The 22,535-nt window shown below is 72.4% G+C and carries 23 protein-coding genes; 10 read left to right on the top strand and 13 right to left on the bottom strand.

The window, feature by feature from the left end; genetic code table 11:
* The first annotated feature begins 153 nt into the window (after positions 1-153).
* The 5 genes from ACZ4SF_RS16725 to ACZ4SF_RS16705 all read left to right on the top strand — a co-directional run bounded on the left by ACZ4SF_RS16725 (position 154) and on the right by ACZ4SF_RS16705 (position 4,529).
* A complete protein-coding gene (locus ACZ4SF_RS16725) occupies positions 154-741 on the top strand; it encodes a pyridoxamine 5'-phosphate oxidase family protein (RefSeq protein ID WP_468384329.1) in 588 nt (195 codons plus the stop codon).
* A gap of 3 nt (positions 742-744) precedes the next feature.
* Complete coding sequence (locus tag ACZ4SF_RS16720; protein WP_468384327.1) at positions 745-1,446, top strand: L,D-transpeptidase family protein; 702 nt, start codon at positions 745-747, stop codon at positions 1,444-1,446.
* 120 nt (positions 1,447-1,566) lie between these two features.
* Positions 1,567-2,949: a ferredoxin reductase family protein gene (locus ACZ4SF_RS16715; RefSeq protein ID WP_468384325.1), complete on the top strand. Its 1,383-nt coding sequence runs from the start codon at positions 1,567-1,569 to the stop codon at positions 2,947-2,949.
* A gap of 16 nt (positions 2,950-2,965) precedes the next feature.
* Positions 2,966-3,727: an FMN-binding protein gene (locus ACZ4SF_RS16710; RefSeq protein WP_468384322.1), complete on the top strand. Its 762-nt coding sequence runs from the start codon at positions 2,966-2,968 to the stop codon at positions 3,725-3,727.
* A gap of 61 nt (positions 3,728-3,788) precedes the next feature.
* Positions 3,789-4,529 carry an FAD:protein FMN transferase gene (locus ACZ4SF_RS16705; protein WP_468384857.1) on the top strand — a complete coding sequence of 247 codons (741 nt, stop codon included), beginning with the start codon at positions 3,789-3,791 and terminating at the stop codon, positions 4,527-4,529.
* Positions 4,530-4,563: 34 nt separating this feature from the next.
* Here the strand turns inward: ACZ4SF_RS16705 and ACZ4SF_RS16700 are convergent, their stop codons facing one another.
* From ACZ4SF_RS16700 to ACZ4SF_RS16660, 9 genes are all read right to left on the bottom strand, one after another.
* Positions 4,564-5,109: an arginine repressor gene (locus ACZ4SF_RS16700; protein WP_468384320.1), complete on the bottom strand. Its 546-nt coding sequence runs from the start codon at positions 5,107-5,109 to the stop codon at positions 4,564-4,566.
* 7 nt (positions 5,110-5,116) lie between these two features.
* A complete protein-coding gene (locus tag ACZ4SF_RS16695) occupies positions 5,117-6,331 on the bottom strand; it encodes an acetylornithine transaminase (RefSeq protein WP_468384317.1) in 1,215 nt (404 codons plus the stop codon).
* Entirely contained in the window at positions 6,328-7,230 is a 903-nt protein-coding gene (gene argB, locus ACZ4SF_RS16690; RefSeq protein ID WP_468384315.1) for an acetylglutamate kinase, read from the bottom strand. The genes ACZ4SF_RS16695 and argB overlap by 4 nt, the downstream gene beginning before the upstream one ends.
* A complete protein-coding gene (gene argJ / locus ACZ4SF_RS16685; RefSeq protein WP_468384312.1) occupies positions 7,227-8,402 on the bottom strand; it encodes a bifunctional glutamate N-acetyltransferase/amino-acid acetyltransferase ArgJ in 1,176 nt (391 codons plus the stop codon). The genes argB and argJ overlap by 4 nt, the downstream gene beginning before the upstream one ends.
* A gap of 109 nt (positions 8,403-8,511) precedes the next feature.
* Positions 8,512-9,552, bottom strand: a complete 1,041-nt coding sequence (argC, locus tag ACZ4SF_RS16680) for an N-acetyl-gamma-glutamyl-phosphate reductase (protein ID WP_468384309.1) — start codon at positions 9,550-9,552, stop codon at positions 8,512-8,514.
* Positions 9,553-9,597: 45 nt separating this feature from the next.
* On the bottom strand, positions 9,598-9,978 hold the full coding sequence (locus ACZ4SF_RS16675) for a GtrA family protein (protein ID WP_468384307.1): 381 nt from the start codon (positions 9,976-9,978) through the stop codon (positions 9,598-9,600).
* The gene (locus ACZ4SF_RS16670) at positions 9,978-10,928 is read right to left on the bottom strand and encodes a glycosyltransferase family 2 protein (protein ID WP_468384304.1); all 951 of its coding nucleotides are present in this window, start codon (positions 10,926-10,928) and stop codon (positions 9,978-9,980) included. Before ACZ4SF_RS16670 ends, ACZ4SF_RS16675 begins: the two co-directional genes overlap by 1 nt.
* A 22-nt stretch (positions 10,929-10,950) precedes the next feature.
* Positions 10,951-13,494 carry a YfhO family protein gene (locus ACZ4SF_RS16665; protein WP_468384301.1) on the bottom strand — a complete coding sequence of 848 codons (2,544 nt, stop codon included), beginning with the start codon at positions 13,492-13,494 and terminating at the stop codon, positions 10,951-10,953.
* Between the two features lie 256 nt (positions 13,495-13,750).
* Positions 13,751-14,353, bottom strand: coding sequence for an ABATE domain-containing protein (locus tag ACZ4SF_RS16660; RefSeq protein ID WP_468384855.1), 603 nt, complete (start codon positions 14,351-14,353; stop codon positions 13,751-13,753).
* 98 nt (positions 14,354-14,451) lie between these two features.
* Between ACZ4SF_RS16660 and ACZ4SF_RS16655 the strand changes: the two genes are divergently transcribed.
* On the top strand, positions 14,452-15,684 hold the full coding sequence (locus ACZ4SF_RS16655) for a cysteine desulfurase (protein WP_468384298.1): 1,233 nt from the start codon (positions 14,452-14,454) through the stop codon (positions 15,682-15,684).
* A gap of 255 nt (positions 15,685-15,939) precedes the next feature.
* Positions 15,940-16,383 carry a DUF6314 family protein gene (locus tag ACZ4SF_RS16650; RefSeq protein ID WP_468384295.1) on the top strand — a complete coding sequence of 148 codons (444 nt, stop codon included), beginning with the start codon at positions 15,940-15,942 and terminating at the stop codon, positions 16,381-16,383.
* Here the strand turns inward: ACZ4SF_RS16650 and ACZ4SF_RS16645 are convergent.
* The 3 genes from ACZ4SF_RS16645 to ACZ4SF_RS16635 all read right to left on the bottom strand — a co-directional run bounded on the left by ACZ4SF_RS16645 (position 16,365) and on the right by ACZ4SF_RS16635 (position 18,954).
* Complete coding sequence (locus ACZ4SF_RS16645; RefSeq protein WP_468384292.1) at positions 16,365-16,958, bottom strand: histidine phosphatase family protein; 594 nt, start codon at positions 16,956-16,958, stop codon at positions 16,365-16,367. The two genes, ACZ4SF_RS16650 and ACZ4SF_RS16645, sit on opposite strands and share 19 nt — an antisense overlap.
* A gap of 69 nt (positions 16,959-17,027) precedes the next feature.
* Entirely contained in the window at positions 17,028-17,480 is a 453-nt protein-coding gene (locus ACZ4SF_RS16640; RefSeq protein WP_468384289.1) for a GNAT family N-acetyltransferase, read from the bottom strand.
* A 10-nt stretch (positions 17,481-17,490) separates the two neighbouring features.
* Positions 17,491-18,954 (bottom strand): aminotransferase-like domain-containing protein, encoded by a 1,464-nt coding sequence (locus tag ACZ4SF_RS16635; RefSeq protein WP_468384286.1) that lies wholly within the window; start codon positions 18,952-18,954, stop codon positions 17,491-17,493.
* On the opposite strand from ACZ4SF_RS16635, the gene ACZ4SF_RS16630 reads away from it, so the two are divergent.
* Both ACZ4SF_RS16630 and ACZ4SF_RS16625 read left to right on the top strand, forming a co-directional pair.
* Positions 18,953-19,897: a DMT family transporter gene (locus tag ACZ4SF_RS16630; RefSeq protein WP_468384283.1), complete on the top strand. Its 945-nt coding sequence runs from the start codon at positions 18,953-18,955 to the stop codon at positions 19,895-19,897. The genes ACZ4SF_RS16635 and ACZ4SF_RS16630 overlap by 2 nt on opposite strands.
* 20 nt (positions 19,898-19,917) lie before the next feature.
* Positions 19,918-20,118 (top strand): DUF1918 domain-containing protein, encoded by a 201-nt coding sequence (locus ACZ4SF_RS16625; protein ID WP_468384280.1) that lies wholly within the window; start codon positions 19,918-19,920, stop codon positions 20,116-20,118.
* 1 nt (position 20,119) lies between these two features.
* On the opposite strand, the gene ACZ4SF_RS16620 is transcribed toward ACZ4SF_RS16625, so the two are convergent.
* Positions 20,120-21,361: a glycoside hydrolase family 10-like protein gene (locus ACZ4SF_RS16620; protein WP_468384277.1), complete on the bottom strand. Its 1,242-nt coding sequence runs from the start codon at positions 21,359-21,361 to the stop codon at positions 20,120-20,122.
* A 170-nt stretch (positions 21,362-21,531) separates the two neighbouring features.
* Here ACZ4SF_RS16620 and ACZ4SF_RS16615 point away from each other — a divergent pair, with 170 nt between their 5' ends.
* Positions 21,532-22,392 (top strand): 3-hydroxybutyryl-CoA dehydrogenase, encoded by an 861-nt coding sequence (locus ACZ4SF_RS16615; protein WP_468384274.1) that lies wholly within the window; start codon positions 21,532-21,534, stop codon positions 22,390-22,392.
* Positions 22,393-22,535 lie beyond the last annotated feature (143 nt).

Raw genomic sequence — 22,535 nt, 5'->3', positions numbered from 1 at the left:
TCACAGTGCATTCGGTGACATGCATGAGTATGCAGGGCTCTGCATGATTCGTCAATCACCGCTCCGGGTGACACGGGGCGGCCACGGCGCCCCTCCGTTCGAACCGGACGGTTTCTTAGACAGGCGAACTAGTCGCGCGGATAATCGTTAGACATGGGAAAGAACTATGAGCGCATAGACGGCAGGCTCCGTACGTTCATCGAGGAACAGCCCCTCTTCTTCACGGCGACCGCCCCGCTCTGCGCCGACGGCACGGTCAACCTCTCCCCGAAGGGACTGCGTGGCTCCTTCGCCGTCCTCGACGAACTCACCGTGGCCTACCTGGACTTCGCCGGCTCCAGCGCCGAGACCATCGCCCACCTGCGGGAGAACGGCCGCATCACCCTGATGTGGTGCGCCTTCCAGGGCCCGCCGAACATCGTCCGCGTGCACGGCCGGGGCGAGGCGGTCTTCCGGGACGACCCGCGCTTCACGGAGCTGCTCACCCGCTTCCCGGACATCGACCCCGGCCTGCACGGGCTGCGCGCCGTCATCGTCGTCCACGCCGAACTGGTCCGGGACAGCTGCGGATACGCCGTCCCCCGCATGGCGTACGAGGAGGACCGCGACCTGCACGGCAAGCGCTTCGCGCGGGAGGACGACGCCTCGCTGAGCGCGTACTTCACCAAGAAGGAGCACATCGCGACCAGCCTGGACGGACTACCCGGGCTGCCGTTGCCGCTGCCGCCGTCTAGCGTCTGAGCCATGCGCCCCGGTGTGGTCCTCGCCCTCGTCTCCGCCACCTGCCTCGCCGTGCTCGGCAACGCGCCGGGCGCGCCGGAGCCGCTGCCCGCACGGATGACGGACACCGGCGGCGGCAGCCAGCTGATCGTCGCCGAAGCCCCCGGCACCACCGCCACGGACGGCACGGTCAGCTGGTGGGACCTGCGGGACGGACAGTGGACCCAGGCCGGTTCCGCGCCGGCCCGGTTCGGGGCCGGCGGGCTGGTCGAGGGCAGTGGACGCACACAGGGCACGAACACGACACCGACCGGGCTCTACGGCCTCCCCTTCGCCTTCGGGACCAAGGCGGCGCCGGAGGGGACACGCATCCCCTACCGCCCGGTGCGGGAGACTTCCTGGTGGTGCCAGGACAACGACTCGGCCGCCTACAACCGGTGGGTCGACCCCCTGCCGGCCGACTGCCGCGCCGCCGAGTCCGAGCATCTGGTCACCTACCCGACGCAGTACGCGTACGGGCTAGTGATCGGGTTCAACTACGACCGCCCGGTGCGCGGGCGGGGCGCCGGGATCTTCCTGCACGTCAACGGGGGCGCGGCGACGGCCGGTTGTGTGTCCGTGCCGGAGGAGGCCATGCAGCGGATCCTGCAGTGGGCGGATCCCGGGAAGAAGCCTCACATCGCCATCGGGACGGCGGACGGAGCGACGGCGGTCAACCGGTACTGACCCGCACGCCGCCCTGGGGCGGTGTGCCCGGCCGTTCTCGCGGGACCCGTCCGGCCTCTGAACACTCGGCGCGTGCGGCACGTATCTGTGGGCCAAGGGTCAAGTCCCCACGGAGGAACCGTGACCACCACGCTCGCAGGCGGACGTGCCGCCCGCCGACAGACGATGCGCCGCATCCGCCCGCGCCGCTCCCCGGCCGTTCCGCTGCTGATCGCCGTCTGGGCGGGTGCGGCGGCCGTGCTGTGGCTCTGGTGGCACAACACGCCGTCCATCGCGGACAACACCAGCCGGATCCTCAACGCGGGCCGGATCACCGGCCTGCTGGCCGGCTATCTGATGGCGCTGGTCGTGCTGCAGATGGCACGCGTCCCGGCCCTGGAACGGCGGGTCGGCTCGGACCGGGTGGCCCGCTGGCACGCGATGAGCGGCAGGTACACGCTCAGCCTGATCGTCGCGCACGTCTTCCTCACCATGTGGGGGTACGCGCTCCAGGCGGGCAAGTCGCTCGGCGACATCGTCCAGCAGACCATGGACTCCATCGACCAGCTGCCGGACATGGGCAAGGCGGCCATCGGCACCGGCCTGTTCGTGCTGATCGGGCTGACGTCGGCCGGCGGGATCCGCCGCCGGCTGCCGTACGACGCCTGGTACCACGTCCACCTGCTGACCTACGCGGCGGTGTTCCTGACGTTCTGGCACCAGATCAGCACCGGCAACGACTTCGCGGTCGAGCCGGCGGCCAAGACCTTCTGGTACGGGCTGTACGGCGTGGTCACCGCGCTGGTGGTCTGGTACCGGATCCTCACCCCGATCCGGCTGAACCTCCGGCACCGGATGCGGGTCGAGGCGGTCATCGAGGAGACGCCGGGCATCGTGTCCGTACTGATCGGCGGGCAGAGGCTGCACCGGATGGGCGCGGAGGCCGGCCAGTTCTTCCGCTGGCGGTTCCTCGCCCCCGGAATGCGCTTCAGCTCCCACCCGTACTCCCTCTCGGCCGCCCCGCGCCCCGACATGCTGCGGATCACGGTGAAGGCGATCGGCGACCACAGTGCCCGGCTGCGGGAGCTGACGCCCGGCACGAAGGTGTGGGCGGAGGGCCCGTACGGCGCGCTCACCGCCCAGCGCCGCAGCCGCGGCAAGGTGCTGCTGGTCGCCGGCGGGGTCGGTATCACCCCCATGCGGGCGCTGTTCGAGACGCTGCCGGGGGCGGCCGGTGACATCACCCTCCTCTACCGGGCCAACACCACCAACGACCTGGCGCTCTGGGACGAACTGGCCGCGATCGCCAAGGAGCGGGACGCCCGGCTGATGTACGCGGTGAACAGCCCGGAGGGCGAGCGGCCCGACATCTCCGCGGAGAACCTCCAGCGCAAGATCCCCGACATCGAGACGCACGACGTCTTCATGTGCGGCCCGCCCGGGTTCGCGCAGTCGGTGTACGAGGCACTGCGGGGCGCGGGCGTGCCCGCCCGCCGTATCCACCACGAGTCGTTCGAGATGTGAGCGGAGCTGCGAAGCGATGAGGAAGAGCCACCCCGTTCGGCGGGTCGTCCTGGCCACGGCCGCGACCGTGTCCGGAGTCGTGCTGCTGCTGTCGCTGAAGCCCGCGTCGGATCCGGCCGCCGCGTCGGCGGCGGGCGCGGCCCCGCAGCAGACGGCGGGGCCGCAGGACTCGCCCCAGGGCGGTGCGCAGGCCGCGGCCGGCTCCGGCACGGTGACCGGGGACGCGGCGCAGACGCAGTACGGGCCGGTCCAGGTGCGGATCACGGTGAGCAACGGGAAGATCACCAAGGCGGAGGCGGTCCAGGCACCCAAGGGCGGCGTCAGCGACCAGAAGACCCAGCTCGCCGTCCCCAAGCTCAACCAGGAAGCGGTCACGGCCGGGAACGCCGACATCGACGCCGTGTCCGGAGCCACCTACACCAGCGAGGGCTACACGAAGTCCCTGCAGTCGGCCCTGGACAAGATGAAGCCGGCGTCCTCGGGTTCGTCCTCGGGCTCGGCCCAGGCCCGTACGGTCACCGGGAAGGCGGCGCAGACGCAGTACGGGCCGGTCCAGGTGCGGATCACGGTGAGCGACGGGAAGATCACCAAGGCGGAGGCGGTCCAGGCACCCAAGGGCGGCGTCAGCGACCAGAAGACCCAGCTCGCCGTCCCCAAGCTCAACCAGGAAGCCGTCGCGGCCGGGAACGCCGACATCGACGCCGTGTCCGGAGCCACCTACACCAGCGAGGGCTACACGAAATCCCTGCAGTCGGCCCTGGACCAGGCCGGTGGCTGACACGGTGGCCGAGGCCGGACCGGCGCGGACGCCCGCCGCGGTGCGTCATGCGGAGCAGGTCATGGGTACCGTGTTCTCCTTCGACGTCCGCGGCGGGGAACCGGCCGCGGTGCACGAGGCACTCGCGCAGGCCGTCGGGGGGCTGCGCGAGGCAGACGCCGTCTTCAGCACCTACCGCGAGGACAGCGAGGTGTCCCGGCTGGCCCGGGGGGAGCTGAGCGTGGCGGGGTGCGTTCCGGAGATGGCCGAGGTGCTGGAGCTGGCCGCCGAGGCGGAGCGGGTGAGCGAGGGCTGGTTCAGCACGCGCTACCAGGGCTCGCTGGACCCCACCGGCATCGTCAAGGGCTGGGCGGCCGAGCGGGCGGCACGGCTGCTGGCAGGGGTCGACGGGGTGTCCGGGGTCAGCGTCAACGGGGGCGGGGACGTCCAGATGCTCGGTGTGCCGGAACCGCAGCGGTCGTGGCGGGTGGGCATCGCCGATCCGCTCCGGCCGGGCGGGCTGGCGGCGGTGATCTCGGCGGCCGGCGTGGCGGAGCTGGCGGTGGCGACGTCCGGTACGGCGGAGCGCGGGGCACACATCGTGGATCCGCGTACGGGCCGGCCGGCGGTCACCGACCTGGTCGCGGTGACGGTGGTGGCACCCCAGCTGACCTGGGCGGACTGCTGGGCCACGGCGGCGTTCGCGATGGGCTCGCGGGCGGGGCTGGCATGGCTGGACTCGCTGCCGGACGTGGAAGGCCTGCTGATCACCGCGGGCGACGAGGTGCGGTGCACCGGGGGCCTCGCGGCCCGTCTGGGCTGAGGCCCGCCCGAGGCGGGCGGGCCCCCCGTGCACGTCAGTGCCCGTTCTGCGCCAGTCGCAGCAGGTGGTCCGCCAGGGCCTGACCGCCGGTCGGCTTCCGGCTGATCAGCAGGAGCGTGTCGTCGCCGGCGATGGTGCCCAGGATGTCGTGGAGTTCAGCCTGGTCGATGGCCGAGGCCAGGAACTGGGCCGCACCCGGCGGAGTGCGCAGGACCACGAGGTTGGCCGAGGCTTCGGCGGAGATCAGCAGCTCCTGGGAGAGGCGCCGCATCCGCTCCTCCTTCGCCGACTCGCCCAGCGGCGCGCGGGGCGTACGGAATCCGCCCTCGCTCGGCACCGCGTAGATCAGGTCGCCGTCGTTGTTGCGGATCTTCACCGCGTTCAGCTCGTCGAGGTCCCGCGACAGCGTCGCCTGCGTGACGCTCAGCCCGTCGTCGGCGAGCAGCTTCGCCAGCTGGCTCTGTGACCGCACCGGCTGCCGGTTGAGGATGTCCACGATCCGGCGGTGCCGTGCGGTGCGGGTCTGCGGCACGGCGGGCCCGGCGCCCGCCGCCTGCTCGTGGTCCTGCGCCTGGCTCATCGTCGTCTCATTCCCCGGATCGTCCGTCCCCGTCTTCGCCGTCTTCGGCGTTCGCTGCGTCGAGAATGCCGGGCAGCGCCTGGAGCAGCGCTCCCGCCTCGTCGTCGCGCAGATTCAGCGGCGGCATGAGCCGTACGACGTCCGGGGCGGGCGCGTTCACCAGGAACCCGGCCTCCTGGGCCGCCTGCTGCACCTGCGGCGCGCGCGGCCCGGTGAGCACGATACCCAGGAGCAGGCCCGCGCCCCGGACATGGTCGATCAGCGGGTGGTTCAGGCCCTCGATTCCCTCCCGCAACCTCTCGCCCTGCCGCTTGACGTTCTCCAGCAGGCCCTCCTCGGCGATGGTGTCGAGCACGGCGAGTCCGGCGGCGCAGGCGACGGGGTTGCCGCCGAAGGTCGTCCCGTGGTGGCCGGGCTGGAGCAGTTCGGCGGCCCGGCCGAAGGCCACGGTCGCGCCGAGCGGCAGGCCGCCGCCCAGCTGCTTGGCGAGCGTGACGACGTCGGGGAGCACGCCCTCGTGGGCCTGGAACTCGAACCAGGTGCCGGTCCGGCCGATGCCGGTCTGCACCTCGTCCAGGACCAGCAGCGCGCCGGTGGCCGCGGTGATCGCGCGGGCCGCCTTGAGGTAGCCGGCCGGCGGTACGACGACGCCGTTCTCACCCTGGACCGGCTCGATGATCACCAGGGCCGTCTCCTCGGTGACCGCGGCGGCCAGCGCCTGGGCGTCGCCGTAGGGGACATGGGTGACCTCGCCGGGCAGCGGCTGGAAGGGTTCCTGCTTCGCGGGCTGGCCGGTGAGCGCGAGGGCGCCCATCGTCCGGCCGTGGAAGGCGCCGCCGGTGGCGACCATGTGGGAGCGCCCGGTGAGCCGGCCCATCTTGAAGGCGGCCTCGTTGGCCTCGGCGCCGGAGTTGCAGAAGAAGACCCGGCCCTCCCGGCCGAAGAGCTGCAGCAGCCGTTCGGCGAGGGCGACGGTGGGCTCGGCCATGAAGAAGTTGGAGATGTGGCCGAGGGAGGCGATCTGCCGGTTCACGGCCGCCACGATCGCGGGGTGGGCGTGGCCGAGCGCGTTGGTGGCGATGCCGCCGACGAAGTCGAGGTACGCGCGGCCCTCGGCGTCCCAGACCTTCACACCCTCGCCGCGGACGAGGGGCAGGCGCGGGGTGCCGTAGTTGTTCATGAGCGCGCCCTGCCACCGCGCGGTCAGTTCCTGGTTGCTCATGACTCCCCCTCGTGCTCGTCGGGCACGACCATCGTGCCGATGCCTTCGTCGGTGAAGATCTCCAGCAGGATCGAGTGCTGGACCCGGCCGTCGATGACGCGGGCGGTCCGCACGCCGTTGCGCACGGCGTGCAGGCATCCCTCCATCTTCGGCACCATGCCGGAGGACAGTTCGGGCAGCAGTTTCTCCAGCTGGGACGCTGTGAGGCGGCTGATCACCTCGTCGGAGTGCGGCCAGTCCTCGTAGAGGCCCTCGACGTCGGTGAGGACCATGAGGGTTTCGGCGCCCAGTGCCGCAGCGAGTGCCGCAGCCGCCGTATCAGCATTGACGTTGTAGACATGTCCGTCGTCCTGGGAGCGGGCGATCGAGGAGACGACCGGGATACGGCCGTCGGCGAGCAGCGCCTCGATGGCACCGGTGTCGATGTCGGTGATCTCGCCCACCCGCCCGATGTCGACCAGCTCGCCGTCGATCTCGGGGGTGTGCCGGGTGGCGGAGATGGTGTGCGCGTCCTCGCCGGTGAGGCCGACGGCGAGCGGGCCGTGCTGGTTGAGCAGGCCGACCAGCTCGCGCTGCACCTGTCCGGCCAGCACCATCCGTACGACGTCCATGGCGTCCTCGGTGGTGACGCGCAGGCCCGCCTTGAACTCGCTGACGATGCCGTGCCGGTCGAGGGCGGCGCTGATCTGCGGGCCGCCGCCGTGCACGACGACCGGCTTGAGGCCGGCGTGCCGCAGGAAGACGACGTCCTGCGCGAAGGCGGCCTTCAGCTCCTCGTTCACCATGGCGTTGCCGCCGAACTTGATGACGACGGTCTTGCCGTGGTGCCGGGTCAGCCAGGGCAGCGCCTCGATGAGGATCTGGGCTTTGGGCAGGGCCGTGTGCTTGCGAGTGCTCATGACGAGTAGGCGCTGTTCTCGTGGACGTAGTCGGCGGTCAGGTCGTTGGTCCAGATGGTGGCGGTCTCGGCGCCCGCGGCGAGGTCGGCGACGATGTGGACCTCGCGGTAGCGCATGTCGACCAGCTCGCGGTCCTCGCCCACGGAACCGTTCTTGCAGACCCAGACGCCGTTGATGGCGACGTTGAGCTGGTCCGGCTCGAAGGCGGCCTTCGTGGTGCCGATGGCGGACAGGACCCGGCCCCAGTTGGGGTCCTCGCCGTGGATCGCGCACTTGAGGAGGTTGTTGCGGGCGATGGAGCGGCCCACCTCGACGGCGTCCTCCTCGCTCGCCGCGTTGATCACCTCGACCTTGATGTCCTTGCTGGCGCCCTCGGCGTCGCCGATGAGCTGCCGGCCGAGGTCGTCGCAGACCTGTGTCACGGCCGCGGTGAACTCCTCGTGGTCCGGGGTGATGCCCGAGGAGCCGGAGGCGAGCAGCAGCACGGTGTCGTTGGTGGACATGCAGCCGTCCGAGTCGACGCGGTCGAAAGTGACCCTGGTGGCGGCGCGCAGGGCCTTGTCCAGGGTCTCGCTGTCGAGGTCGGCGTCGGTGGTGAGGACGACGAGCATGGTGGCGAGGCCGGGGGCGAGCATGCCGGCGCCCTTGGCCATGCCGCCGACCGTCCAGCCTCCCCCGGACTCCGTCCCGGGGGACCCGCAGGTCACGACGGACGTCTTGTGGACGGTGTCGGTGGTCTTGATGGCGATGGCCGCCTTCTCGCCGCCGTGCTCGGACAGCTGGGCGGCGGCCGTCTCGACGCCGGGCAGGAGCTTGTCCATGGGCAGCAGGACGCCGATGAGGCCGGTGGAGCAGACGGCGACCTCGATGGCGCCCCGGCCGAGCACCTCGGCTGCCTTCTCGGCGGTGGCGTGGGTGTCCTGGAAGCCCTGGGGCCCGGTGCAGGCGTTGGCGCCGCCGGAGTTGAGGACGACGGCCGAGACCTGGCCGCTCTTGAGGACCTGCTCGGACCAGAGCACCGGCGCGGCCTTCACACGGTTGGCGGTGAAGACGCCCGCGGCGGCACGGCGGGGCCCGTTGTTGACCACGAGGGCCAGGTCGGGGTTGCCGTTCTCCTTGATCCCGGCGGCGATGCCCGCCGCCGTGAACCCCTTGGCTGCCGTGACGCTCACTGCATCTCCTTGTTCGCCCCGCCGCGGTAGCGGCTGATGTCATGGCCGCCCCTGCAGCGCAGCGGTGCGGCCATCGTCGTCTGCGGCCCGACGGCTGCACGCGCGTCGCTCACGGTGCGACTCCGATCGTGGAAAGCCCGGTGGTCTCGGGAAGACCCAGGGCGATGTTCATGCTCTGGACGGCACCGCCCGCGGTGCCCTTGGTCAGGTTGTCGATGGCGCTGATCGCGATGATGCGGCCTACGGCGGCGTCGTACGCGACCTGCACCTGAACGGCGTTGGAACCGTGGACGGACGCCGTCGCCGGCCACTGGCCCTCGGGAAGCAGATGGACGAAGGGTTCGTCGGCGTAGGCCTTCTCGTACGCGGCGCGGACGGACTCGGCCGTCACCCCCGCGACGGCGGACGCACTGCACGTGGCCAGGATCCCGCGCGGCATCGGGGCCAGGGTCGGCGTGAAGGAGACCGAGACCCGCTCCCCCGCCGCCCCGCTGAGGTTCTGGATCATCTCGGGGGTGTGCCGGTGGCCGCCGCCGACGCCGTACGGCGACATGGAGCCCATGACCTCGCTGCCGAGCAGGTGCGGCTTGGGCGCCTTGCCCGCGCCGGAGGTGCCGGACGCGGCGACGATCACCGCCTCGGGCTCGGCGAGTCCCGCCGCGTACGCCGGGTACAGGGCGAGGGAGACGGCGGTCGGGTAGCAACCGGGCACCGCGATGCGCTTGGACCCCTCCAGCGCGGCGCGGGCACCCGGAAGTTCGGGGAGGCCGTAGGGCCAGGTGCCGGCGTGCGGGGAGCCGTAGAACGTCTCCCAGTCGGCCGGGTCCTTCAGCCGGAAGTCGGCGCCCATGTCGACCACGAGGACGTCCGGGCCGAGCTGCTCGGCGACGGCGGCGGACTGCCCGTGCGGCAGCGCCAGGAAGACGACGTCATGCCGACGGCCCTGCCCGGCGAGCACCTCGGGCGTGGTCTCGTCGAGGACGCGGTCGGCCAGCGGCAGCAGATGCGGCTGCAGCGCGCCGAGCCGCTGGCCGGCGTTGGAGTGTCCGGTCAGGGCGCCGATCTCGACCTCGGGGTGTGCGAGGAGCAGACGCAGGAGTTCTCCGCCCGCGTATCCGCTCGCTCCGGCCACCGCCGCACGTACTGCCATGTCCATCCTCCTCTGGATGGCATGACTATACGTATCGCTGCACGTTTATGCAATCGACTTGCCCTCGGCACCGGGGAGCATGACCCGGCGCGAGACGACGAAGGTGACCGGGATGGCCGCCGCCGAGGCGAGCAGCGGGGCGAAGCGACTGCCGGCGTGCAGGACGTCCACGATCACGTACACACCCGCGGTGGTGATCAAAAAATTGGTGACGTTCGTCAGCGGGAACAGCAGGAATTTACGCCAGGTGGGCCGCGTCCGGTAGGTGAAGCGCGCGTTCAGGAAAAAGGAACCGACCATGCTGAGCGCGAATGCCACAACATGTGCGGCCAGATAAGGGAAAGCGGTCAGAAAAAGCAGGTAAAGAAAGTAGTAGGCCGCCGTGTTGACGACACCGACCGCGCCGAAGGTGAGAATCTGCCGCATCAGGGGATGAGATCTTTCGTCCGTTCCACATTGGTCGCCTTCACCAGGAAGTGCGGGCGCCCCTTCACCTCGTAGTAGATGCGGCCGGTGTACTCCCCGATGACTCCCAGCATGACCATCTGAACGCCCGCGAGGGCGGTCACGGCGGTGATGATGGTCACATAGCCGGGTGTCTGGACGCCGTTGACGAGCGCCGCGCCCACGATCCAGGCGGTGTACAGGCCCGCGCACAGCAGCAGGCCCATGCCGAGCCAGAGCGCGGCGCGCAGCGGGCGGTTGTTGAAGGAGAGCAGGCCGTCGAGGCCGTAGTTGAGCAGCCCGCGCAGGTTCCAGGAGCTGCGGCCTGCCTCGCGGGCGACGTTCCGGTACTCGAAGGTGACGCTCGGGAAGCCCACCCAGGCGAACAGGCCCTTGGAGAAGCGGTTGTACTCGGTGAGGCCCAGCACCGCGTCCACCACCCGACGCGACAGGAGGCGGAAGTCCCCGACGCCGTCCGCGAGTTCGACGTCGACCAGGCGGTTGACGAGCCGGTAGTACAGCCGCGCGGTGAGGGTCCGGGTGAGCCGGTCACCGGTGCGGGTGCGCTTGGCGATGACCTGTTCGTGGCCCTGTTCGCGCAGTTCCACCATGCGCTTGACCAGGTGCGGCGGGTGCTGCAGGTCGGCGTCCATGACGATCACCGAGTCGCCGGAGGCGTTGCGCAGGCCGGCGAGCAGGGCCGCCTCCTTGCCGAAGTTGCGGCTGAAGGAGACGTAGCGCACCCGGGCGTCGCGGTCCGCGAGGTGCTTCAGGACGGCGAGCGTGCGGTCCCGGCTGCCGTCGTCCACGTAGACGAACTCCATGTCGTGGCCGAGGGGCAGCAGTTCCTCGGCGACCTTCTGGATCTCGTCGTGGAAGCGGGCGAGGACGTCTTCCTCGTTGTAGCAGGGCGCGACGATGGATATCAGCATGGCGGGTCCCCCCTGGGCGCGGTCAGAGAGCGGTGGTCACGCGCTCGCGCGGTGACGTGGTCGTGGGCGGCGCCGGGGCGCGCCGGCGACGGACGGCGGTGAGGGCGGTGAGCAGGACGAGGGTGAGCAGCGAGGCGGCCCCGACGGTCGTGCCCAGCCGCAGGCCGGGTGGGTGGAAGGTGCAGGTCAGGGTGGTCGGCGTGCCGTGGAGGGGGACGGAGACCAGGCCGTGGTACTCCCCCGCGGGCCGGGCCGGGCCGTCGCCGGTCGCGCACCGCCAGCCGGCGATCCGGGGCATGGCGACGACGGCGATGCCGGTGCTGCCGGCGGGCAGTTCGGCCCGCACGGTGCCGTCGGAGACGCTGACGTGCGTGGCCCCGCCGGACTTGAGGTGCGCGGCGGCGGTGCGCAGCCGGGCGGTGTCGAGGCAGCCGATCGCGCCGGGCGGGATCCGGCCGGGCAGCTTGGGGGTCAGCCGGATCCGCAGCCGGCCGGAGGCGGGGGCCGTGCCGAGCGGTGCCATGGCGGCACGGTTGCGCGGGTGCTCGAACCGGAAGATCGCGCCGGCGCCGCCGCCGGCGAGCCGGGCGGTGCCGGCGTAGTGCGGGGCCCACAGGTACACCTGGGTCCCGGCCGGGCAGCGGGCGGTGATCGCCGGCCCGGTCAGGGCCTTCCCCGAGCCGACCCGGCGCGAGGGGACCGGCTTCCCGGTGTCGTCCTGCACGGCGATCCGGGGCACGGTGTAGACGCGGCTGCCCAGCAGGATCTCCTGGTTGCGGTAGGGCGACGGGCCGAAGGGCCGGGGGTCCGGGGCTGGCCGCACCGTCACCAGGGGCGGGACGTCCCGCCGGGTCAGGGTCGCCGGGGTCTCGGCCGGCGGCACGTGTTTCTGGTGCGGGTCGGGCGGTGAGTGCACCCGCGCGCCGACGGAGAAGACGACGTCGGTGACGGCGTTGTCCAGGCTCTGCACGCTCCGCCCGCGCGAGGTCCACCCGTCGCCGAGCGCGGTGAGGGTGCGGCTGAGGACGTCGGAGGTCAGGCTGCTGTAGTACTGGGCGCCCTGACCGCCCACCAGCATCGGGTCGTTGCCCACGGTCTGCTCGCGGCCGGGGTCGGTGCGGTACCGCGGCCAGCCGTCCGCCTCGGCGATCAAGGCGGCCTGCCGGTCCTGCCGTTCGCCCCAGGGCGCGTAGTCGTCCAGGTGGCCGAGGCGCAGCCGGGTGGCGACGGCGGAGGTGGCGGCGCTCTCCCCGATCTGCGCGCCCAGCAGGAGTACGACGGCCAGCCCGGCGAGCCGGCCGCGCTGCCCGGAGCGGGCCAGGAGGACGAGCCCGCCCACGGCGCAGGCGACGGCGAGCAGCAGCACCGGCCAGGTGAAGATCCGCACCAGGCCGCTGCGGCCGGCGACGGCCGTGATCAGGGCGAGCAGTGCGGTCGCGGCACCGAGGGCCCGGCGGTCGGGCGGGCCGTGGGACAGTGCCTGCCAGGCGGCGATGACGAGCAGCCCGCACAGGACGAACGTCTGCCGGTAGGTGCTGCCCTGCGGGGTGGCGAAGGCGTGCCAGAGCAGATGGGTCGGGGCCCACTGGAGGGACAGGGCCACGGCGAGCACCAGGGCCGTCCAGCCCGCGCGGACCCGGCCGGGGACCGCCCGGTGGAAGGGCAGGGCGAGGGCGAGCAGCAGGGCGGTGATGCCGACGTAGAGGGCCGGGGAGCCGAAGCCGTACGTCGTCGGCAGCAGTCTGGCCAGGACGTCCTCGGTCGGGACGGGGCCGAACCGGCGCTCCCGGCCCGGGTGGGCGTGTCCGGTGCCGAAGTAGACGACCGTGACGAGCGGGGCGGCGAGGCCCACACCGAGGGCCGTGGTGAGCGCGGCGCGGCCGGCCGTGGCGAGGGCCCGGCGCGGCGGCGGACGGTCGAGCAGGAGGCGCAGCAGCAGGACCAGGGCGGCGCCGAGGGTGGCCATGTAGGCGGTGTAGAAGTTGGCGGTCCAGGCGAGGGCGACGATCAGGACGCCGAGCAGCCGCCGGCGTCCGGTGTGCGCCCATTCACCGACCAGGCAGAGCAGCGGCAGGGCGATGAGGCCGTCGAGCCACATCGGGTTGTAGTCGGCGTCGGCGACGGTCCAGCCGCACAGCGCGTACGAGGCGCCGAGCAGGCCCGCCGCCCACCAGCGGCCGGGCCGCAGGGTGAGCAGCAGCCAGGCCATGGCCGCGGCGGCACAGGCGATCTTCAGGGCGGTGATCACGTACACCGCGAGGTCGATCTCGTCGCGCGGGAAGAGGGCTACCAGCAGGGCGAACGGGCTGCCGAGGTAGGTGCCGAGGTCGGGCAGGAAGCTGGAGCCGTATCCGGACTGCCAGTTGACGAGAAGGCCGCCGTCGGCCCTGCCGTGCAGCAGGTCCCTCAGGTGGGCGTGGAAGGGCACGTACTGGTTGCCCAGGTCGCTGACGCTGCGGGTGCGGGGGCCGAAGGGGTAGCTGCGGGCCAGTACGTCACCGGCGCAGAAGGCGGCGACGGCGGCGGCCGCGGCCAGCAGGGCGGCGGCCTGCCCCGGCCGGGGCATCGATTTCACACCCCGGCCCTGTCGGGGTGTCGTCGCGCGTTCCCGGGTGCAATGCCGCTTTCGCCGGGCTGAGTACTGCGGTGCATTTTCGGCGGTCCTCACAGAATGTGTGCCCCATTGATTCGCCGACTTAGACGGAGCGTGATTCCGGTTGGTTGTGCGCTCACCCGGAAGTGAGGCGACTTCTTCCGAATACGGGAAACACCGCGTGAATTTCATGACCTCCCGGAGAACTTTGGATTTCCGGGAGATGTGCTCAAGGTGAACCGGCCTTGCGGGCCGCGTACGCGCGGGCGGCCCGGACCCGGTTGCCGCACTTGGTCGTGCACCAGCGGCGGGCGCCGTGGGAGCGCAGGAACCAGCGGGCGCAGCCCTGCGCCGCGCACTCGGTGAGCTGGTCCGCCTCGGTGCCGGTGAGCAGGTCGGCGGCGTCCTCGGCGAGCAGCGAGAGTGCGGCGGCGGCCGGGTTGCCCGGGTCGGGGACGTCGGCGCGGCGGGGGCCGTCGGCGGTCCAGGCCAGCCGGGGCGTGGCGGGGGCTGCGGCGAGCGTGACGTTGATGGTGTCGAGCGCGTCGGCGGGCGGCTGCGCTCCGCCGGCCCGGGCCGCGAAGAGGGCGCGCAGCGCCTCGCGGAGCGCGCGCAGCCGGCCGGACTGCCTGCCGTTCAGGGCGACCCGGTCGGGCAGCAACTCGTGCCGGACGAGCCACAGATGCGCGGCCTCGGTGTCGTCCAGGAGGTCGACCAGGCCGTGACTGACGGTGAACCGGGTGTTGACCAGCGCGAGCGAGGCGTACCGGTCCTCGCCGGGGACCGGGAGCTGGTGCAGATAGACGGGGGCCTCGTGATCCACGGCTCCCATCATAGCCGGTTCTCATGCCAATTCTTGCAGTTCTCCGTGAGGAGGGCTTACCGTGCCTAACGGAGAATCGAGTACGAAACCGTGAGAGGTGAGCCGTCGTGGGCTTCGACGTGGACGCGCTGCGCAAGGACTTCCCGATCCTGGAGCGGACGACGGCGAGCGGCGCCCCGCTCGTGTACCTGGACTCCGGGGCGACCACCCAGAAGCCCCTCCAGGTCCTGGACGCCGAGCGGGACTTCTACCTCACGCGCAACGCGGCCGTGCACCGCGGGGCGCACCAGCTGGCGGGCGAGGCGACGGAGGCGTACGAGGACGCCCGGCACACGGTCGCCCGGTTCATCGGCGCGGCCGACGACGAGGTGGTCTTCACCAAGAACACCACCGAGGGCATCAACCTCGTCGCCTACGCGCTGGGCGACGCCGGCCGGCTGGGCCCCGGCGACCGGATCGTGGTGACGGAGATGGAGCACCACGCGAACCTGGTCCCCTGGCAGCAGCTCGCCCGGCGGACCGGCGCCACGCTGGACTGGTTCGGCCTCACCGACGAGGGCCGGCTCGACCTCTCCCGGGTGGACGAACTGCTGGACGAGCGCACCAAGGTGCTCGCCCTCACCCACCAGTCCAACGTCCTCGGCACGCTCAACCCGGTCCGGGAACTCGCCGACCGGGCCCACGCCTGTGGCGCGCTGGTGGTCGTGGACGGCGCCCAGTCCGTGCCGCACCGCCCGGTCGACGTGCGGGAGCTGGGTGCGGACTTCCTCGCCTTCTCCGGGCACAAGATGCTCGGCCCCAGCGGCATCGGTGTCCTGTGGGGCCGCGCGGAGCTGCTCGCCGGCCTGCCGCCGTTCCTCACCGGCGGCTCGATGATCGAGATCGTGGAGATGGACCGCACCACCTTCCTGCCGCCGCCGCAGCGCTTCGAGGCGGGCGTGCCGATGACCGCGCAGGCGGTGGGCCTCGCGGCGGCGGTGGAGTACCTGGAGCGGCTGGGCATGGCCGAGGTGGCGGCGTACGAGGACACGCTCACCGCCCGCGCGCTGGAGCTGCTCGCCGAGGTGCCCGGGGTCCGGGTGGTCGGCCCCGCCGGCCTCACCGGCCGCGGCTCGGCCGTCTCCTTCACGGTCGACGGCATCCACCCGCACGACGTCGGCCAGGTCCTGGACGAGCGGGGCATCGCCGTCCGCGTCGGCCACCACTGCGCGCGGCCGATCGTCAAGCGGTACGGCATCCCGGCGACGACCCGGGCGAGCTTCTACGTCTACAACACGCCGGCGGAGGTGGACGCACTGGTGGACGGCGTCCGGGCGGCGCAGAAGTATTTCGGGGTGTGAGCACGCGGCACGCTCGGCCTTGAGGGGACCCGGCATGACGGCCCGATGGCCCGATCCGGGCCCGCGGCCGGACCCGGGACGATGGCCGGCCCCGGGACGATAGTCGGGCCCGGGCCCACGGCCGGAACCGGACCCGCGGCCGGAACCGGGCTCACGGCCGGGCCCCGGCCATGGCCGGAACCAGGCCCACGGACGGAACCAGGCCCACGGACGGAACCGGGACGATAGCCGGAACCCACGGCGGAAGGCGCGGTGATGGACGAGTACTGGCCGGTACCGGACCTGTTGGCACATCTGGCCGGCCGCTGGCGCGTCGAGCGCAGCGTGCGGGATCTCGCCGGCGGGGACCACGGGCACTTCACCGGCGTGACCGTCTTCCGCGCGCTGCCGGACGGCGGGCTGCTGTACGAGGAGTCCGGCACTTTCACCTGGCAGGGCGTGACGCGGCCGGCCACGCGGACACTGCGGTTCCTGCCGGGGCCCACGGCGGGCAGCGCGGACGTGCGGTTCGCGGACGGGCGGCCCTTCCACGAGCTGGACCTGACCGCGGGCCGGTACGTCGCCGACCACCCGTGCGCGGCGGACCTCTACCGGGGCGAGTTCACCGTCCGCGACGCCGACCACTGGCGCACGGTGTGGCGGGTCGGCGGCCCGGCGAAGGACCTGGTCCTGACCACCGACTACGTGCGCGAGGGCTGAGCGCCGGCCCCCTCGAGGCGGAGGTTCCAGCGGCCCGAGCGGCCGGTGACCGTGGTCGAGGAGAGCGGGCGGACGTCGATGTTCCAGTAGGTCGTGGGAGGCGCCTTGAGCGCATAGACCAGGGCCGCGCGGATCACGGAGGGCTCGGCCACCGCGACGATCCGGCCGCCGTCGTCCGCCGGCCGGGTGTCCAGCCAGCCCCCGACCCGCGAGATGAACGCCAGCAGCGACTCGCCGCCGTGCGGGGTGGACCGCGGGTCGGCCAGCCAGGCGTCCACCGCCTGCGGCTCCCGGGCCATCGCCTCGCCCAGCGTCAGCCCGCGCCAGCGGCCCATGCCGCAGTCGCGGAGCGCCGGCTGCACCAGCGGGGCGTACCCCAGGGCGTCGCCCGTGGCCCGGCTGCGCGGCGTCGGCGAGCAGTAGCGCAGCTCGGCCGCCGCGAGCGGGACCAGTTCCCCGGCGACGCGCTGCACCTCGTCCCAGCCCGCCTGGTCCAGCGGCCGGTCGTCCTCGAAGCGCTCGGCGAGCAGCGGGGCACTGCGCGCCGCGGCGACGAACGTCACCCTCAGTGGCATGCGGTGATGGTGAGCCGCCGCGGAGAGCAGGTCAAGAGGTGTTACCTGGGAGTTACCAGGGACCTCTGATCAGTTGGCGCCCGCTTGACCGAAGCTGTGGATCATCCACTGCCCGGGACGGTCCAGCGGCCGGAAGCCCAACTTCCGGTAGACCTCGTGCGCGTCCTCCGTCGCCAGCATCAGCCGGCGCAGCCCCCAGGGCGCCAAGTGGTCGCGGATACGCCCGACGAACGCCGTGCCGATGCCCATGCCGCGCACCGACGGGTCGACGTACACATCGGCGAGCCAGGCGAACAGCGCCTGGTCGGTGACCACGCGGGCGAACGCCACCTGCTCCCCCGTCGCCGTCGCATAGACCCCGAAGTTCAGCGAGGACGCCATCGCCCGCTCGTGCTGCTCACGCGGCCGCCCGATCGCCCAGTACGCGTCGGCCGACAGCCAGCCGTGGACACGGTCGACGTCCACGCGGTCGGAGTCGGCGGAGAACTCGTACCCCTCGGGAAGGTCAGGTATATCGCTCATACGATGATCCTCACAGGTCCACCCGGTCCGGCACGACCCCGTTTCGCACCTCGTCACAGGCCGCCCGCAGCCGTCGTACGCCTTCCATGATCTCTCCCGTTCCGGCCACCGCCGCGAAGCTCAGGCGCAGGTGGGCGCCGGGGGGTTCGGCGCTGAAGTAGGGACGGCCGGGGGTGAGGGCGACGCCGGCGCGCAGGGCCGCCACGGCCAGGGCGGACTCGTCGGCGCCCTCGGGCAGGCGCAGCCACAGGTGGTAGCCGCCACAGGGGATGTGCGGCAGGGCGAGTTCGGGCAGCTGCCGGGCGAGCGCGCCGGTCATGGCGTCGCGCCGGGTCTTCAGCTCGGCGGAGAGCGCGCGCAGATGGCGGGGCCAGGCCGGGGACCCGACGAGTTCCAGGGCGGCCTCCTGCAACGGCCGGGGAACGAAGAAGGTGTCCACGACCTGGATGGCGCGCAGGCGTTCGAGCACCGGTCCGTGTGCGGCGAGCGCGCTCACCCGGAAGCTGGGCGAGGTCGCCTTGGTCAGCGAGCCGACGTGCACGACCACGCCGTCCGGGTCGTCGGCGGCCAGCGGGCGGGGCAGCGGTCCGGCGTCGGCGTGCACGAGCCGGCGGACGAAGTCGTCCTCGACGACGAACGCGCCGGCCTCGCGGGCGATGCGCAGCACCTCGCCCCGCCGGTCGGGAGCCAGCACGGCGCCGGTCGGGTTCTGGAACAGCGGCTGGCAGACGAAGACCCGGGCACCGGTGGCCCGGAAGGCGTCCGCCAGCAGGCCGGGCCGCACCCCGTCGGGGTCCACGGGCACCGGGACGGGCCGCAGGCCGGCCGCGCGGGCGAGGGCCAGCATGCCCGGGTAGGTGGGCGACTCCACGAGCACCGGGGCGCCGGGCGGGGCGAGCGCGCGCAGGGCGGTGGCCAGCGCGGACTGGCCGCCCGCCGCGATCAGCACCTCGGCCGCCGTGACGGCCCCGCCGATTGAGCGCGCGAACCACTCCCGCAGTTCCGGCAGCCCCTCCAGCGGCGGCCGCGCCCAGGCGCCGGGCCGCCGGCCGGCCCGGGCCAGGGCCGCCGCCATGGCCCGCTCCGGCTGGAGCGAGGGGTGCAGATAGCCGCCGTTGAACTCCAGCACGCCGGGGGCCGGCGCGGCCAGCGAGACCGTGACACCGGAGGCGTCCACCGTGCGCGGCACGAGGTCCGCGGCACTGTCGGCGCTCAGCGCGACCTCCTGCCAGGAGGTGTCGCCGGCGGGTGTCTGCGCGGGGTGCGGCCGGGCCCGGAAGGCTCCGGCGCCGGGCCGGGTGACCACCAGGCCCTCGGCGGCGAGCCGGGCGAGGGCCCGCGAGACGGTCACCGGGCTCACCCGGAACCGCTCGACCAGCTCCCGGCTCGACGGCAGCTTTCCACCTGGTGAGTAGCGATCCAGCTCTTGCCGCAACTGTTCTGCCAGTTCGGCCACACTGCTACGCTGTTGCATGAGAAGCCAGAGTAGCGCTACTACCGCGAGCCCGATAGCAGTCACCTCGCAGAGGGAGGTCCACGGCCTGGGCACCCTGCAGGCCGCCCTGGGCGTGGTCGCCTTCTCGCTGACCTTCCCGTCGACCGCCTGGGCCCTGGAGAGCTTCGGACCCTGGTCGCTCGTGGCGGTGCGCGGTGTCCTCGCCGCGGTCGTCGCCGGCGGCTGTCTGCTCGCTGTCGGGGTCCCGCGCGAGCGAAGCCGAGCGGGGGGCAGGGCAGGGCTTCCGGCGCGGGGGCATCTCGCCGGTCTTGCCGTGGTCGCCGCCGGAGTGGTGCTGGGCTTCCCGCTGCTGACCACGCTCGCCCTGCAGACGTCCACCACCGCGCACGCGGCCGTCGTGGTGGGGCTGCTGCCGCTGACCACCGCCGTGTTCTCGGCCCTGCGCACGGGGTCCCGCCCCTCCCGGCGCTTCTGGCTCGCCGCGGTCGCCGGCGCGGCAGCCGTGCTCGCCTTCACCGTCGCCCAGAGCGGCGGCGCGCTCACCGCGGCCGACGGATACCTGTTCGGGGCGCTGCTCGTGTGCGCGGCCGGTTACACCGAGGGCGGCCGGCTGGCCCGGGTCATGCCGGGCTGGCAGGTCATCGGCTGGGCACTGGTGCTGTGCCTGCCGCTGACCGTGCCCGCCGCAGCCGTTGCCCTGGCGTACGAGCCGGTGCAGCCGACCGCCCACGGCGTGGTGGGCCTGATGTGGGTCGCGGTCGGTTCGACCTTCCTCGGGCTGCTCCTCTGGTACCGGGGGATGGCGGCCATCGGCATCCCCCGGGCCAGCCAGTTGCAGTTGGCCCAGCCCCTGCTCACACTGGTGTGGTCGGCGCTGCTGCTGGGCGAGCACTCCACGGTGGCCGCTCCCCTGACCGCCGTGGCCGTGCTCGTGTGCATCGCCGTCACGCAGCGGTCGTGATCGTGAGGAGGGCCTGTCAGATGCGCGCATCCAAGGGCGACCGGCTTGTCCAGCACGGCAGGGTGGTCGGCCAACACGACCAGGTCACGGAAGTCGTCGAGGTGATGGGCCAGGAGGGCAACCCGCCCTACCGCGTCCGTTTCCCGGACGGGCGCGAGGCCGTGATGTCCCCCGGGCCCGACTGCGAGGTCCGGCACCAGGACGAACGGCAACAGCAGTAGGTCAGCGCGGTGGTCTCGCCGGCCCCGGGTAGTGGTCGGCGACCACCCGTGCCATCGCCCCGACCGGATCGGCCGCCAGGTCCCTGGCGGCGAAGAACACGTGCCCGCGCACCTGCGGATATCCGGCGGCGAGGGTGAGGTGCCGGGACAGCTCGACCGGGTCCCGCCAGGCCGCCGGCTGCCCGGCGGCGCCGGCCCGGTACAGGGCCTCCCCGACGTAGAGGTGCGTCTTGGTCCCCTCGGCGACCTCGGCCCACCAGTCGACGAGCTTCGCGTAGTCGGCGGCGGCATTGCCGATGTGCCAGTACAGCTGCGGGACGATGTAGTCGATCCAGTGTTTGCGGACCCATTTCCGGGTGTCCGCGTGCAGGTCGTCGTACGTCTCGACACCCGCCTGCGTGTCGGAGCCCCGCGTGTCGGTCGAGGCGTTGCGCCACACGCCGAAGGGGCTGATGCCGAACCGGGTGCCGGGCCTGACCCGCTTGATCCCGGCCGCCGTCTCCTGCACCAGCCGGTCGACGTTGTCCCGCCGCCAGGCGGCCCGGCCCGAGAAGGCGCCGCCGTAGCGGTCGTAGGCGTCATCGTCGTCGAAGGTCTGCCCGGCGACCGGGTAGGGGTAGAAGTAGTCGTCGAAGTGGACCGCGTCGACCGGATAGCGGGCGACGGCGTCGAGGATCGCCTTCTGCACGAAGGCGCGGACCTCGGGCAGGCCGGGGTTGTAGTAGAGCCGGCCGCCGTGGCGCACCACCCAGCCGGGGTGTTTGCGGGCCGGGTGGGAGGTGGCCAGCCGGCCGGGGTCGGTGTGGTTGGCGATCCGGTACGGATTGAACCAGGCGTGCAGGCGCAGACCCCGGGCATGGGCCTCCTTGACGGCCGTGCCCAGCGGGTCCCAGCCCGGGTTCTTGCCCTGGGTGCCGGTGAGGTACTCGGACCAGGGCTCGTACGGCGACGGCCACAGGGCGTCGGCGGTGGGCCGCACCTGCAGGATCACCGTGTTGAGGCGGTCGCGGACCGCCCGGTCGAGATGGGCGGTCAGCTCCTTGCGCTGTGCGCTCGCCGTGAGACCGGGCCTCGAGGGCCAGTCCCGGTTCACGACGGTGGCGAGCCAGACGCCCCGCATCTCGGCACTCGCGCGCGACGGGCGCGGCGGCGTCGCGGGGCCACCCCCGGCCGCCGCGCGTGGTGCCGTGGCCAGGGTGGACAGCGCGGCCAGCGCGAAGGCCCGGCGTGACATGCGCCCCATCGCACACCCCCAATACGCTCCGGATCCGCTCCGTCACGGATCGTTTCGCGGTTCAGGATGCCCCCACCCGGACGATCGATCATCGATACTTGGCGGTAACGTGCACGATCGGAGCAGGCGCCGAACCCGGAGGTCTGCCGAGCGAGCCGGAGAACAGCGAAGGGAACGATGTGACCGACATCGAGCGCGTCGGAGTCGTGGGCTGCGGCCAGATGGGTGCAGGCATCGCCGAGGTGTGCGCCCGCGCGGGACTGGACGTGAAGGTCGCCGAAACCACCGGCGAGGCCCTGGAGATCGGCCGCACCCGGCTGTACAACTCCCTGGGCAAGGCCGCCGAACGCGGCAAGATCACCGAGGCGGACCGGGACGACACACTGGCACGCCTGAGCTTCACCACCGACCTCGGCGAGTTCGCCGACCGGGACCTGGTGATCGAGGCCGTCGTCGAGAACGAGCAGGTGAAGACCGAGATCTTCCAGGTGCTCGATCAGGTGGTGACCCGGACCGACGCGATCCTGGCCTCCAACACCTCCTCGATCCCGCTCGTCAAGCTGGCGGTCACCACCTCCCGCCCGGACCACGTCGTCGGCATCCACTTCTTCAACCCGGCCCCGGTGCAGAACCTGGTCGAGCTGATCCCGGCGCTCACCACCTCCGAGGGCACCCTCAGCCGCGCCCAGGCCTTCGCCGAGAAGGTGCTCGGCAAGCACGCCATCCGCGCCCAGGACCGCTCCGGCTTCGTCGTGAACGCGCTGCTCGTGCCGTACCTGCTTTCCGCGATCCGGATGTTCGAGTCGGGCATCGCGAGCCGCGAGGACATCGACAACGGCATGGAGATGGGCTGCGCCCACCCGATGGGCCCGCTGAAGCTGTCCGACCTGATCGGCCTGGACACCGTCGTCTCCATCGCCAACTCCATGTACGCCGAGTACAAGGAGCCGCTGTACGCCGCTCCCCCGCTGCTGCAGCGCATGGTCGAGGCCGGCCGGCTCGGCCGGAAGACCGGCTCCGGCTTCTACACCTACGGCTGACTACGAAGAGCGACGCCTGCGGGCCCGGCACCGGACTTCGGTGCCGGGCCCGTCTTTTTCACACACCGTGTGCGCGCCGGGCACGCATATGCCCTTCGCACACGCTCCCCACGCGCCCACCAGGCGAGTTGACTCTTCATGCG

The sequence above is a fragment of the Streptomyces sp. NPDC027663 genome (assembly GCF_055566415.1).
This window is presented reverse-complemented; position numbering and strand designations above follow the sequence as displayed.